Annotated in this window: 11 protein-coding genes; 3 read left to right on the top strand and 8 right to left on the bottom strand. The window is 45.0% G+C overall.

What is annotated here, in order from left to right:
- Window positions 1-13: 13 nt before the first annotated feature.
- Window positions 14-430 (top strand): hypothetical protein, encoded by a 417-nt coding sequence (locus ACLVWP_RS12620; RefSeq protein ID WP_413557687.1) that lies wholly within the window; start codon window positions 14-16, stop codon window positions 428-430.
- Between the two features lie 31 nt (window positions 431-461).
- Here ACLVWP_RS12620 and ACLVWP_RS12615 read toward each other — a convergent pair whose 3' ends face one another.
- The 6 genes from ACLVWP_RS12615 to ACLVWP_RS12590 form a co-directional block, all read right to left on the bottom strand.
- Entirely contained in the window at window positions 462-1,223 is a 762-nt protein-coding gene (locus ACLVWP_RS12615; protein WP_413557686.1) for a flagellar motor protein MotB, read from the bottom strand.
- Window positions 1,224-1,225: 2 nt separating this feature from the next.
- Complete coding sequence (locus tag ACLVWP_RS12610; RefSeq protein WP_413557685.1) at window positions 1,226-2,008, bottom strand: motility protein A; 783 nt, start codon at window positions 2,006-2,008, stop codon at window positions 1,226-1,228.
- Between the two features lie 12 nt (window positions 2,009-2,020).
- Window positions 2,021-2,599, bottom strand: a complete 579-nt coding sequence (locus tag ACLVWP_RS12605; protein ID WP_413557683.1) for a hypothetical protein — start codon at window positions 2,597-2,599, stop codon at window positions 2,021-2,023.
- Window positions 2,589-4,439 (bottom strand): hypothetical protein, encoded by a 1,851-nt coding sequence (locus ACLVWP_RS12600; RefSeq protein WP_413557682.1) that lies wholly within the window; start codon window positions 4,437-4,439, stop codon window positions 2,589-2,591. Before ACLVWP_RS12600 ends, ACLVWP_RS12605 begins: the two co-directional genes overlap by 11 nt.
- Window positions 4,436-5,044, bottom strand: coding sequence for a tetratricopeptide repeat protein (locus ACLVWP_RS12595; protein ID WP_413557681.1), 609 nt, complete (start codon window positions 5,042-5,044; stop codon window positions 4,436-4,438). The genes ACLVWP_RS12600 and ACLVWP_RS12595 overlap by 4 nt, the downstream gene beginning before the upstream one ends.
- A gap of 122 nt (window positions 5,045-5,166) precedes the next feature.
- Window positions 5,167-5,943 carry a hypothetical protein gene (locus tag ACLVWP_RS12590; RefSeq protein WP_413557679.1) on the bottom strand — a complete coding sequence of 259 codons (777 nt, stop codon included), beginning with the start codon at window positions 5,941-5,943 and terminating at the stop codon, window positions 5,167-5,169.
- A 50-nt stretch (window positions 5,944-5,993) separates the two neighbouring features.
- On the opposite strand from ACLVWP_RS12590, the gene ACLVWP_RS12585 reads away from it, so the two are divergent.
- A complete protein-coding gene (locus ACLVWP_RS12585; RefSeq protein ID WP_413557678.1) occupies window positions 5,994-7,715 on the top strand; it encodes a SpoIIE family protein phosphatase in 1,722 nt (573 codons plus the stop codon).
- On the opposite strand, the gene ACLVWP_RS12580 is transcribed toward ACLVWP_RS12585, so the two are convergent.
- Together ACLVWP_RS12580 and ACLVWP_RS12575 are read right to left on the bottom strand one after the other, a co-directional pair.
- Window positions 7,712-9,085 (bottom strand): VWA domain-containing protein, encoded by a 1,374-nt coding sequence (locus ACLVWP_RS12580; RefSeq protein ID WP_413557677.1) that lies wholly within the window; start codon window positions 9,083-9,085, stop codon window positions 7,712-7,714. The two genes, ACLVWP_RS12585 and ACLVWP_RS12580, sit on opposite strands and share 4 nt — an antisense overlap.
- Window positions 9,085-10,167, bottom strand: a complete 1,083-nt coding sequence (locus ACLVWP_RS12575) for a hypothetical protein (protein ID WP_413557675.1) — start codon at window positions 10,165-10,167, stop codon at window positions 9,085-9,087. The genes ACLVWP_RS12580 and ACLVWP_RS12575 overlap by 1 nt, the downstream gene beginning before the upstream one ends.
- Before the next feature lie 126 nt (window positions 10,168-10,293).
- On the opposite strand from ACLVWP_RS12575, the gene ACLVWP_RS12570 reads away from it, so the two are divergent.
- Window positions 10,294-13,377 carry a cadherin repeat domain-containing protein gene (locus tag ACLVWP_RS12570; protein WP_413557674.1) on the top strand — a complete coding sequence of 1,028 codons (3,084 nt, stop codon included), beginning with the start codon at window positions 10,294-10,296 and terminating at the stop codon, window positions 13,375-13,377.
- The last annotated feature ends 106 nt before the right edge of the window (window positions 13,378-13,483 follow it).

The following is a 13,483-nucleotide window of genomic DNA, read 5'->3' as shown; positions in this document are numbered from 1 at the left end:
AAAAGGATCGAATATGAACTCTATTAAAGCGTTTATCGTATTAGGAACTCTGTTGATGTCGTCTTTTGCAATGGCTCAGGGCTGTGTCGATGAAAAGGGTAATGATGTCCTGAATGACCCAGGTATTTTTACAGAAGTGATCGCTCGCAAAGAGACTTGCCACGAAGCTATTGATTTGGCGAAAGCCTGTGCTTGGGGTGCAAGTGTCGATTATACGACGACGAGTATCGCAATGACGGTTTGTTCTTATCACCTAGAAAAACTTTCACCGAAAGAGGCTGATATGAACTTGCTTCGTGCCATGATTGATCGTTGCGAGGCAAATCACGATGCGGACGGTGGAACGATGGCGATCTCTGAGACAGGATTCTGTCGCCTGTCTGCCTATGAATTCGTTTATAAAATGTATAGACCACAAGACGTGTTCTAATAAAAAAGCCCGGTTCATCGCCGGGCTTTTTTTATTCAGTAGGTTCTTTAAAGACCTTGATCATCACGCGCCGGTTTTTACCCCGGTTTTCTAAGTTCGGCGTACCGTCGGGATTGTCATTTGGAACAATGGGCTTGGTATCACCCAGGCCGAGCATGGAAAGCTGCTTGCGTTGAAATCCATTGCTTTCAAAAAGCTGCGCGATACGAGCAGCACGCAGGCCCGACAGTTCCCAGTTACTTGCGATAATAGGGTGGGAGATCGGAGCGCTGTCAGTGTGACCTTCAATCTTGATATTGTAACCTTGGGCATCTTTTTGAATAGTGCCCGCCAGTTTGTTGACGATGTTCACAGCTTCTTCTTTGACACGGAAGTCACCGCTCTCGAAAAACAGCGTTCCTGTGAAAGTCATCGTCACGCCATCAAAACCAGATTCGATCTGCACTTGTTTTTCAAGACCGTTCGCTTTCAAAGTTTTCTTTAAAGCATTTTCCAAGGCTTTGTAAGGTTCCTCGTAGTGACCACCAAAACGTTCCACCGCCGATTTTTTGGCTTGTTCCATTTTAGCAGGGTCGGGCTTTGACATACTGAACATCATCGCAAAGAAACCCATTAACAATGTCATCAAGTCAGCATAACTGACCAGCCAAGGGCCTTCGCCCTCTTCTTTTTTGATGATCGTCGGAGGCAAAGCCTCGTGATCATCATGAAGTTCCGGATACTGATCGTGAAGAGATTTTTTATTCTCCTCTTGAGCAGGGACCGGTTTAAGATTGGACTTACGCAAACCCATAATTAAGCCGCTTTCTTAGTATCGCCGCGTTCACTTGGAAGCAGGTAACTCTTAATGCTTTCTTCAACAACGATAGGATGCTTTTTGTCGCGGATCAGTTTGAATCCGTCGATCACCATTTGACGAATGATTTGATCCATACGATTTGCTTTTGCTAAGTTTTCACCCAATGGCAAAAAGATAAAGTTCGCAACCGCGATACCATACATCGTCGCAACCAGGGCGATGGCCATAGCCGGACCCATTTTTTGAGCGGCATCAGCGCCACCCATTGTTTGCATCAAAGAGATGATACCGATAACCGCACCCAAAAGACCGAAGGCAGGAGGGAATTTCGCCAGAGCTTTAAAGATCTCTGCGTCTTCCTCGTGACGGTGAGCCATGTTGTGCGCACGTTTCGTCAGAATTTTATCCATTTGATCTGTATCGATCGCACCTTCGTTTAGCATGCCAATAGCTTCCTTTAAAAAAGGAGTTTTAAGATTGGCGTGTTTATCACGAAGGTAGTTTTCGTTTTCACGGTAACCTTTTGCTAGGTCCACCATTTCAACGATCGCGACATTGATGTCGTCGTTTTTACCTAGAGTTCTTTTAAAGAACACTTTGCCTAGGGCTAGGAGCTTTTTGGCAGAGAAGCTTAAAAGACTGGCGGCGATCGTACCGCCGATAACGATGACGAAGGCATGCACATCTAAAAAGATCTTTGCTTTATCAGTCGATGTCACCATCGCACCGATCATAACAGAGAAGGCCATCAAAAGACCTAATAGTGCTGATAAATTCATTGCCGTAACTCCTTATTTAAAACTATAGAAAAGGGAACCAACCAAGGACATAGACGACATCGACCCAGTGCCGATTGTTGTCATGGCCATGATAAACTCGCCGCGAACTCCCATACGACCCGTGAGCTGAAGATCAGCACCGACTCGAGGGGAGAGATAAAATCCCGCCGCGTTCGAAGTTTTTCCTTGGGCATCGGGAAGATTATTGGATTGTCCAATACCAAAACCAGCGCCCCAGAAATATCCAATATCTCTAAAAATAATTTCGTTCGTGTCGAGGCTTTCAGCTTTCAAATACGGTGTCGGAACTGCATTCCAATACCACTGAAAGAAAAGGCCAGAAAACGAGTTCGAAGTCGCCGGAGGGCTCATAGAAAGAGAGCGCAAGTGCTCAAATCCCAAAAGCAACTTTGAGTGATAGACATAGTCCACCGTGATCAAAGTTGTCAGAGGTCCTTCGTCTTCGGAAATCTCATTGCTTGTCGTCGTTGAACCTAAACCCAGGCCCCCAGACACGCGGAAGCCTGCTTGCGCCAATGGACTTAAGCTCATCATCAGTACAAAAAGTGGGAGGCCTAGTTTACGCAACATTGGCAGCTCCCATATCACGGTCCACATACATACGGGCGATCGTGATATTTTCTGATTGAACCAGTTTTGCCCACTTCGCTTTCAAACCTTTTACTTTTTGGTTCTGAACGTTTGGATCTACTTTTGAAGCGAGCTTCAAATCGTCGGCCAAAATCGTTTTCATCATCGGTGGACATTGAGCCAAGATAATATCTTGAGCTTGTGGGACCACGCGGATCAAATTCAGAACTTCTTCTGACGTTGCAATTTGTGTCAGACGGCGAACATAGTCTGGTTTCCATTCGTCGACGAACGCAAGAGTCAGATAGTTGTGCTTCAAGTTGCGACCATCCATTGGAAGGGAAGGTGAAACTTTGCGCAATGTCGTAATCTCGTCCACTGGCGATAGTGTCTGAATCGCTTCCAAAGTTCTTGGGAAGAGATTGACCAGGCGAGTTTGTTCTTTCGACAGCTGAGACTCGACAACCACTTTTACGCTCGTGTCATGGTCCCAAAGTTTTTTAACGTCAACTTCAGCATTCAACAACATACTGCGGATGGTGTTCAATTTGTTGAACTCATCCATCTCTGTTAAAAGATCTGTTTGCGTTTCTTTCGGAAGATACATCATGGCTAGGGCACGAGTGTCATCGGGTTGGTGCTCCAAAAGATCTTTCACGTCAGAAACAGACGTTTGATTCAAGAAATCGAATGGACGACGAAGTGACTGAATACCCAATGTTCGAACACTGATAAGATCCCAGTAAATACCTTTCAGCATTTTCAATTTCTCTGGATCATCCATCATACCGACATTGCGGTAAGCTTCGGCCAAGTGTTCTTCGTAGTTAGAAATCATTTCTTGTTCAAGCGGGATGCGCAGGGCTGCCATCGCGCCAGATTCTTTCATGATTTTTTCGCGAGCCGTGATTAAGCAATCGACCAGTAAAGCAGTCTTTGCAAAGCCTTCTTCGTTGGCATCAATCCATACTTTGATCAGTTCATTGGTTCTAGCGCCAATTTCCATGCAGACGAAAGCGATTTTCTTGATCATCATATCAAGTTCTTCGCTGGCAAGACGGCTGACCGGAGCGGGGAGTAGATCTTGATTGTCTCCGCCAGTCAGTTCGTCGGCAGAGGAGTTTTCAAGAGCTAATTCGCCTTTTTGTTCAATCGTCAGAGGTTTTTGCGCAGAAGCGATTTGACCCATACCAGATTTCAATAAGAAACCTAGGATCATCAAGGCAAGCGCCATCAAGCCTGCAGCAATCACCGGAGCCCATTTACGCAAAGCTTGCATGAATGACTCTGGTGGAGGTTCAGGTTTTACCGGAATTGGTTCCTTAGGCTTTTCTAACTTTTGAGTGATTTTGCCAACCGTTGCTTTCGCGACACGGCCATAGTCTTTAGTTAAACGGTCTTGCAACCATTTATTAAGTTCTTTGGCATAGGACTCAGGGTAGGCATCTGTATCAAGACCCACGAAAACTTCTAAAGACGAGATTTGGAATTGTTTCTCTTCTTTAAGCTGTTCTTTTTTTAGTTTAAGTTCTTCGATACGTTTTTCATAGGATTCAACGACGTTACGCACGTCGATTGTGCCGATGTCTAAACCGTCTGGTAATTTATCCGGTTCTGGTTCTTTTTCTTTTTTAGGTGGCTGAATCGGGGACAGTTGAGCACGAACGGCGACGTTGAAGGTCTTTCTTTCCAAGCGAGTGGAAATCAAGTCCTCCAAGTTGCGGCGCACTTCGGTCTCGATGTTGTTTCTCATTTTTACTACATCAGATGCCAAGTTGTTGGTTTGTGGCCAAGCTGCAACTGATATAAGTAAGATGATCAGGGAGATTATGAACTTCATTCGATAGTTCCCCCTTGATCGCGTTGGATTTTTTCAAGCATTTTGATCGCATCACTAGAGCCGGGATCAATCTCAAGAGCTTTTTTATAAAGCTTACGAGCATCATCAATATTACTTTGTAGGTAATAGATACCAGCCTTCATTGTCATTGCTTGGGAGTTTTGACTATCAATAGCTAAAACTTTGTCCACTTCTTGGTGGGCTGCTTCAAACTGTCTAGTTTCAACGAATTTTTTCGCATTGAAGAAATACTTAAGGATCTTGGTTGCTGTTGTAGAAGCATCTTCAGATGGCGTCAGACGAATCTTTACGATTTTCGTCATCTCGCCCCAGCGATTAGAGGGCAAAAGGATCGTTTTAGATTCAAAGTCTTTCTTTTCAAAACGGAATTCAATCCATTGAGAGGACTCAGGGCTTAGTTTCAAAGTTTCAGCAATTTGAACTTCAGTAAGTTCTAGGGGAGTGTCGCCTACTTTAACGCGATTGTTTTGTCCTTGAACAGAAATAGTGACAGAAGCCGGTGATGGCTCACTTTGCACAACAAGTTTAGAACTGCATGCGCCTAACATTAGCGTCAACACTAGTAGCTGCAATTTAAACATCATGTTCTCCTCCGAAACTTTCTGTATTATCAGAAAATTTATCGGATGCGCTCATAATGAGATGAATGGACCTTAGAAGAGAATGCGAGTGTTGTTAGAGTGGATACTGACTCCAAGAAGTTTAATTAGATAGAGTTCTTACGGATATTTACAAGCTCTTTCACTGCGAGCAGAGAGAACAGACCATACCCAAGTGCGAGCCACATGATGAAACTCTTCGTCGTTTCATCATCAAGAGAGGCCTTCTTGACTTCATTTGTGTCAGTTGGTGTATTTTCCATTTCTACGTCGGGCTGTTGTTCTGGAAAATTGTAAGCGGACTCTTCGTTAAATGTTTCGCGTTGGGCTTCGGCGAATTCTTCGGGGGCTGCCATCGCCATTTGCACACGTTTTTGTCGCTGCAATTGACGTTCACCTTGATAGGTTACTTTTTCATCAACACCTGTCAGCTTTAAAACTCGCGAACGATCATTTACACGCAGGACGGCTTCGTCCTCTGTGGGAGAGGAGAGCTGGACTTCTCCCTCTTCAAGGTGAACGGTGTTTAGATTGTTTCTGCGAGTCACTCGGACCAGAGAGTCTTTGGATACTTGAAGAAATGTACTCTGATGTAAGAAGATCTGAAGCTTTCCGTTGCTACCAGTGAAGACCGTGTCGTTGTCGCGGATTATTTCACCCAGCTTCGCGGGGAGCCACAGGAGTTCTCCTCCCATACGCAAGCGAACATCGCCATCTAAATAGTTGATGTGACCAATGACTGGATACTTCTTATTATTCTGTGCTGTATTTGCTGGTTTAATCGGGCTCGCATGATTTGCGAAATAGTACGCAATATAGAGAATCAGTACCGCCGAGGAGACAGCATATAACTTTAGGATGTATTCTGAATTCTTCCTGGTCATGTGAGCTTAGAGTATTGCGTATCAAACAAAATGTTGAGAAAATATTTTCGATGAGTTTAAGAATTAAACTTTTATTGGGGATGGTGCTTTTGCCAACAGCGTGTTTGTTGGTGTTCTTAAGTCTATCCGTCATCAACTTTGTCGATGATAAAAAAGCCTTCGTGTATGAGTGGAATCAGCTCCAGGCGCGGTACATAGCCAGTCAGATTGATTTGAATTTGATGCGTATGAAGGACGATCCGCAAGAGGCTTTGTTCGTCGCAAAAATCGATTCAAGTCTTAATCATTTGCAAAGTCTTGCAGGTCGAGTTCAAAAAGATCAAGCAGCAGCGATTATCAAAACCTATGCGGTCGCGATGTGTTCTGGACTTCGCAGTATCACGTGGGTCGAGATCGAAGGACGCTTGGTCTATACCTATTGTCATAAAATCTCCTCTGGGTTTGAACTTTTCGCATTTGATAAAAGCCGTCTCGAGAATTACTTCACTGAGCGTGGTGTGAGCGAAAATATATTGGTGGGACTTGATGGTTATGTGATCTCGGGGCCTCCGGGATATCCTATTGGTCGAGAATTAACCTCAATTGTCGGCAACGGAGTCAAAGAGGTTTTCGAAGCGAACTTCGAGAAAGGTCGCATCGAATTTAAAGACAAGCGCGATTCAGAAACATATCTTCTTAATTTCTATAGAATCCCTAATGAGTCGTTGATGATTCTTTCGATCACGGCCAGAACTGCTCCCGAGAGAGCAGCGTATTTCTTTGTCTATAAAGGTATTATCTTTGCGGGCGCATTGATGGTGATCACCTTTATGGCGGCATTGTTTATTTCCGGTGCTTTGATTCGCAGTGTGGTCCAGCTTAGAAATGCGATGCAGAACTTCGGTGCGGGTCAAATGGATGTGCATCTTGAAACGAGTTCCAAAGATGAAGTCGGGCAGTTGGCAGGTCTATTTAATGATATGGTGAAACATATTAAAGACCTTATGTCAGTGCATGAAGAAAAAGCGCGTATTGATGCCGAGATGACACTGGCTTCGGATCTGCAACGTAAATTCTTTCCGACAGAGTCCTATTCAAATCAGAAGTATCAATTTGCAGGATTTTACGAACCAGCAAGTCAGTGTGGTGGGGATTGGTGGACTTATGTGGAGTCTGAAGACCATTTCATTGTTTGTATCTGCGACGTTACCGGGCATGGATTGCAATCTGCTTTGATCACATCGGCCGCGTGTGCGGTGGTCGCAAGCTTTAAAGCGACTTTGCAGGGACCTGCGCAGTTGATGGCGGCGATGAACCGTGCCGTTTTTGAAACATCTCGTGGCGCTTTGAATATGACTTGTTTGATTGCGGCGTTTGATAAACGCACTAATAAAATGACTTATTGTAATGCCAGCCATGAACCCACGTATTTCTTTACTCCGCGTGAGGGAATTAAACGCTCTGACATTAACGTTTTTGATGCCGTGAACGGTCCACGTCTTGGTGAAAGCCTGGATGCAAGCTTTACGGAAACCACAATCAGCTTTGAAGAGGGCAGTGTCTTCTTGTTCTATTCAGACGGATTAAAAGACATCGTAAATAGTGAAAACAAAGCATTCGAGGAAAGACGTATCCTGAAAGTCTTAACGAAGGTCACGGATCATTCCGTAGCTGCAGATACGATCCTGGATATGGCAATGAAAGAAACTAAAGAGTGGCGAGGCCAGTCAGGCCTGATCGATGACTTATCTTACTTTATCGTAAAACATAATTCCCAAGGTCCTACAGCTTAGTTTTTAGGGACCTCAGGGCTTAGCCAAGAAGCTTCTGTGTCTTTGAGGATAGGAATGTGTTTGCTTTGTCCCACGGGTAAAAAGTGACGTTCTTCCTGGGAGTCTTTGCTTTTGATCACCATCACTTGAGCACCCGCTGTGCGTGGGGCATCTACCCATTTCAAATCAGCACCAAACATTTCAGAGACATTGATCGAGTTCTTACTGCTATTCACAATAGAAACTGACTTAGGTGGCAAGCGTTTGATCAACCATGGTGGAGAGATCACCTCTACCGTCCATTTCCCAAAGGGAATTTTCGGGAGGTCGGTCTTTTTGTTATCTAGTCGCGCGATTGTTTCGATGGGCTTCAATTCGCCATGGATTTCTTTTGTCGAAGGTTCCGGAGTCCATTGCAGCGTCAAAGCCATTTCATCTAAGGCGATTTGCCCAACGGCCACTTTCATCAGCTGAGCCCAAGGGATTTTAGTGAGCGTCCCGCCCGCGAGTTTAAAGGTGATCTCGGCGCCATTGTTGGGATCTAAGAAGCGGATTTTATATTCTCCGGGTGGCACAGAGATTACAAAAGGACCTTCCCAAGAACGATTGAATTGATCATTCGAGATAGAGAATTTAGCTTCTTCAGGAGCGCCGGTAATTTCTAGGACCGCTGGGGGAGTCGGGGGCTTATTCGATTTAGGATCATTGGAGCCACCCTTACCACTGTTACGTCCTTGGTTTTTCATCTTAAAGATCTTGATATTAGTCCCACCGGTGCGCATGGAATCTTTGATCTCTGTATCGATATCATTATTCAAAGATTGGGATGCTTTCAGTTGGTTAAGCAGGTCTTCTTTAGAGTCGATATCCGCGAAATTGATTTTAAAGTTTTTCAGATCAAGATCTTTAAAGCATTGCATCTGACTTTTGTCTTCTTTGAGATCCAGACCCACCATAAAGATTTCATAGGGTTTGTCTGTCTTAACTTTTTTGTCCGCTTCCTTTAAAAACTCACAAGGGTTTTCACCACAGGTATCCGCTCCGTCGGTAATCACAACCGCGCGAGTCCCTGGGTATTTCTGCAAACGCCCCACAAGAGTGCGAAAGCCTTGAGTGAGGGGTGTTTTACCAAAGGCCCCGGGCTGCATACTCATCACTTGTTTTTGCAGAGTGGGATTTTTCCCGTTCATCAAGCGCACATCTTTACATTCTTTTTCGGGCTTCGTACCAAACACGATGGCTTCGGAGCTCCCTTGCTCGGGAGCTGTGGAGAGCAGGGCATGCACTTGTTTTTGTACGATCTGAATTTTTGGAGTTTTATCCAAAGGTTGTTCCATGGATCCAGAGTAGTCGAGCATCAATATAAATGAGAGAGCTGCTTGCGATACCATTAGTAGAGATCCTCACCGATACGAATTGAAAAGAAGGCTCCAAAGTCCAGGCGATTCATCGAGGTGTCTTCTGAAAGCAGGATGTTGCTAGCGAAAGCTGCCTTTTGTTGATCCAGCAGAATCAAGCCACCACCACACAAACCAAAAGTGATATCAAACAGGTTCATATCTTGAGTGCACTTTTGCACTTTGAGTCTGTACCAATTCAAAGTGAAGGGTGATTGTCTGAATTCTTGCTTTTCCGAGATCGTCGACATAATAGCGGTGTCAAGATTCACCATCCAGTGATTCCATTTAGCGGAAAAACCTAGCAAATAAGACTGGCGATCAAAGGAAAAATGCTGAAGGGAGTTCGTTGAAACATTCCAGGACTCTAGATCATAAATCAAACGTGGACCCAGTTTGAATTCGGGATAAGTCACCCAAGCTTGGTATCCTAAAGACTGCTGACTGTTTGATACAGCTAAGGAGACGTCTTGAGATTTATAACCAGGCGAAGTCGCAAATTGCAGATTCACTTCGTGTTGAATCCAATATGATTTAAGACGTGAAGGCTTTCCTCTCATAATTTGGACTTGAACGAAAGGCATGTATTGAATGCCCTCAGAGGAAAGATCCTTTTGCAGTTCTGTATTTCCGGTCCAAGAACTTTGCGAATAGAGCATGCCGCCGGCGACGGAGTAACCCCAGTTGAAATTGTAGACGGCATACTTAGGTGGTTTTACTTCAAAGGTGGTTTTGTCCTTATCAAGGGCTTGCTGTCTTTGATTGATAAAGGGAAGGACGGGGTTTCGAGAAATAAGTAGAGGATAAAGCGGGTCTGATTGCGCGACTGTTTTTAAGTGATCCCAATCAGCAGTGCGTTTTCCGACAGGAGGATTCCAAGAGCTGTCTTCACGAACGGAGACGAATTCGCAGTAGGGATTGCAGACGTACAGAATTCCTTTCCAGCCTTTTCCTAAACGCTGTTCGATTTCTTCGTCTGAAAATTTGGGTGCTTCAGTTTCTGCAACGGCGGTGGTCTGGGCGAATGCGGACCCACCAGTCAGAAACGTCAAAAGAAGAGTTAAGGCCCATATCATGATGAAACTATAAGTTCGTCTAATACGATTGGGTAGACCAGTAGTGAAAAGTTACCTCATGGAGTCGTTTGGAGTAGGGTGCTCTCTTAAAGAAGCGCTCAGTAAAATCCGATAAACATTATTAACATGCGCGCGTTTTTTATCGCTATTTTATCATTAGCTCTCATTTCGGGATGCTCGAAGTCTGAACTTAGCAGTTCAGGTAATCAGAACTCTTTGTCGAGTTCTGATTACTATGTATCGGGTGTTGCGAACACGCGCGTCTTTCACATGGCTTCAGCAGATGTGCATGGTCTGGGCACATTCGTGACAGAGCTCGCGGCTGAAGGTGGCAGCCTGATTATTCCTTCGACTTTGACGAAGGGTGATTATGGAGTGCGTACCAGTGCTTCTACGGCTCAACCGTTGGATCTTGTTGTAAAAGTTTATCGTGAAGAGCATCCCTCAGGGGATTTTATTTTCGAAGCACCACTTTTGGGGCCTCAGGTTTCAGTGACGAATGTAACGACAGCGTTGTACTGGTTGCTGAAGTGGGGATACACCAATCCAAACTTAAAAATTTCCCAAAATAGATTTGATTCAATTGTGGCCAGTGTCGAGCTGGTTTGTCAGGACTGTCGCAAAAAATCTAATTCCGAAGTTCTTAACTTTATCAAAGGTCATAGCGATCTTATTCCCAATATCACTCAAGCTTTGAATTCAGATAATCCGGGTTTGAACCTTAGTTTCCATTGGAACCCCGAGGTGCTTTATTATGCTTGGAGTTCGCCGACCTTGAATACGACAGGCCAGGGAGTGAGATCTTCTAGGCAGCTTGAAACCGTTTCTGCGGAAGTGATCGCGGTGAATGCAAATTCCTCGACCACCCGAGTTCGTCCGGCATCGTGGGTGATGACAAGAGCTGATTTGTCGACGGTGAACGTTGCAGGTTCTCCGATGATCTATACATTTACCAACGAAGATCAAGCTTCGTCGGACTTTAAGCCAACATTCACAGAGAGTGTGGACTTTAGTTCTCGCATTAATATTCATTACGAAGTAGCGCGCGCAAACAGAGCTCCTGAATGTACCGAGCCGATTCAGTTGGTGATGAAGGCAAATCGTTTAAATGCCTTTGATCTGACAGCACATTGCCGAGATATCGATAATCCAAGTACGACACCGAACTTAGGCGTGACCTATGCGTTGGTTTCTGGGCCCGCAGGACTCACCATCAGCAGTGGTGGTATTTTGCGTTGGTCGCCAAAAAACAATCTCGCAGGACAAGCCTATGACTTCCAAGTTTTGGTGACGACAGCAACTTCTGCTAATCACGTAGCTAAAGGCAAAGTGATGGTGAACCTTGTGCAAATTCCAACATTTGTTGGCGTGCCATCAGGGACATTTACGGAGGGCCTTGCTTCAAGTACGTTGATTCCAATATCAAATCCAGAGGGCGATCCGCTAATTCTGGTTGTGACGGGTGTTGGTTCTATTAAAACGGGTTCTCCTGCGGGCGCAGGGGTCATGAATTCCTATACGCAAGATACGACAAATCCAATGGCTCCGATTTTTGATTGGGCATTCACGCCAAGTTACTTGCAAACCATCGGCGCGAATGGAATGGCTTCATTCCGTTATTCATTAAGATACAATTCGTCTGTGGATCCAAATTTAGATAGCTCTTTGGAGCTTGCAACAGTTAATGGTTCATTCACGGTGTTGAATGCTGACGATCCACCGACATGGGTGCAGGTGAGTGATGGCCAGCCTCAGACCGAAGGCGTAAATTTCAGTATGGTTCTGGGGAAAGCGGTTGATCCGAATCCAAATCCATCGGCAATCACTTATTCCTTTATTTCAACAAATGGCCGCTGTGACTGGAGCCAAACTGCGACTTTAAGTGTTGATCCAGGTACTGGTGAAGTCAGCATGTCGGGATACCCTGACTATGCCTCCTATGAAGAGTGTCTATTCCAAGTGGTGGCAACAGATGCGAATGGCTTAAGTTCGCGTTCGGATGCGATTTCATTTATGGTGACGGATACAAATCGTCCTGTTCAAGAAATTATTCCTGAAACTGTGACAGAAATTTTGGCGACTGAAAATCAGCGTGTAAATCTATTGATTGAGCAGATGTTTAGCGACGAAGATATTACGATTTCAGATCCTCGCGAAAATCTGTCTTGGGAGTGTTTCGTCAATACGACAGGATTGGGTGCCGCGTTCACCGATCCTTGTACATCTCTAAATATTCGCTTCCAACTTTCTACTCGAGAATTCTCTGGTACTTGGGCCCCAGTTTATGGTCATGCCGGAACGTACTATATTCAGTTGAAGGTAACGGATGCCGCGGGCAACGTGGCCTCTCATAAATTCAGACTTGTCGTCGGTGCGGCTCCAGCGCCAATGACTTTAAGTATTTTGCAAAATGATGTTCCGATGAATTTAATTGCCGTCAATGAGGGCGCTATCGGTACATTTGTCCTGCGTGCGACGCCGATTTCAACGGCGGATGTGAATCAGTATACTTATAACGTATCAGCTCCTCGTTGCTACCCGAAAACGGGATCTGGAACTTGTAGGGCAGCGATGATTGCAGTTCCTTCGTCTTTAGAAGGACACGGACCACAGGATTTCATCTTCACAGTTTCACCGAATTATTCTGATGGTGATGGTGGTTATCCAAATAATTTACGTGAATACTATGTGACGTTCACGGTGTCGCGTGTGCCGGGAACTTCAGACAATCAAACTCCGGCAGAAATCGCGGCGGATACGTTTACATTGGATACTGAGGTTTCTTTAGCGTTAAGCATTAATAATACGAATCGCTCGCCAACAGCAATTGGTCTGGGGGCTGGAAGTTATGGATGTACGGGCAGTGCTGCGAACTCTTTAACTTCGGCATTTACTATTTGTATTAATCTTGCGCAGAACGCGAAGTCCGGAAATACATGGCAGAAGTCCTATACCAATGCCTTAACATACACGGATCCTGACGGAACAAATGACTCATACTCATTCAGCTTCCCATACTCTGGAGTACCAGGATCTGTGACGGCACTTACGAATATTTGGACTATCAAATTACCTGCCTGTTTGAATCCAGGCACCGCTACGATCACACGCACCTACGATTTGACGGTGAGTGATGGCCGAGGAGGAACACTCACGCGGCAAGTGATTATGAAAGTGCAAAACGCGACAGCTGCTCTCTCCTGCATGTAGGAGTACTCCAGTGAAAAATCTTGATGTCACTGGAGTCAGATATGCTGTTTCAGAATGACCCTAGATCTCAAAAAGTGATCAAGAAATACCGAGAAGTATATTGGTT

Source organism: Bdellovibrio sp. HCB209 (genome assembly GCF_047306065.1).
Lineage (GTDB): Bacteria > Bdellovibrionota > Bdellovibrionia > Bdellovibrionales > Bdellovibrionaceae > Bdellovibrio.
Note: the sequence above shows the minus strand (reverse complement) of the source record. Positions and strands in the feature narration are given on the sequence as shown.

Bases quoted from the DNA above. Each gene is read 5' to 3' on its own strand.
- ACLVWP_RS12620 (WP_413557687.1), top strand. From the start codon at position 14: ATGAACTCTATTAAAGCGTTTATCGTATTAGGAACTCTGTTGATGTCG.
- ACLVWP_RS12615 (WP_413557686.1), bottom strand. From the start codon at position 1,223: ATGGGTTTGCGTAAGTCCAATCTTAAACCGGTCCCTGCTCAAGAGGAG.
- ACLVWP_RS12610 (WP_413557685.1), bottom strand. From the start codon at position 2,008: ATGAATTTATCAGCACTATTAGGTCTTTTGATGGCCTTCTCTGTTATG.
- ACLVWP_RS12605 (WP_413557683.1), bottom strand. From the start codon at position 2,599: ATGTTGCGTAAACTAGGCCTCCCACTTTTTGTACTGATGATGAGCTTA.
- ACLVWP_RS12600 (WP_413557682.1), bottom strand. From the start codon at position 4,439: ATGAAGTTCATAATCTCCCTGATCATCTTACTTATATCAGTTGCAGCT.
- ACLVWP_RS12595 (WP_413557681.1), bottom strand. From the start codon at position 5,044: ATGATGTTTAAATTGCAGCTACTAGTGTTGACGCTAATGTTAGGCGCA.
- ACLVWP_RS12590 (WP_413557679.1), bottom strand. From the start codon at position 5,943: ATGACCAGGAAGAATTCAGAATACATCCTAAAGTTATATGCTGTCTCC.
- ACLVWP_RS12585 (WP_413557678.1), top strand. From the start codon at position 5,994: ATGAGTTTAAGAATTAAACTTTTATTGGGGATGGTGCTTTTGCCAACA.
- ACLVWP_RS12580 (WP_413557677.1), bottom strand. From the start codon at position 9,085: ATGGTATCGCAAGCAGCTCTCTCATTTATATTGATGCTCGACTACTCT.
- ACLVWP_RS12575 (WP_413557675.1), bottom strand. From the start codon at position 10,167: ATGATATGGGCCTTAACTCTTCTTTTGACGTTTCTGACTGGTGGGTCC.
- ACLVWP_RS12570 (WP_413557674.1), top strand. From the start codon at position 10,294: ATGCGCGCGTTTTTTATCGCTATTTTATCATTAGCTCTCATTTCGGGA.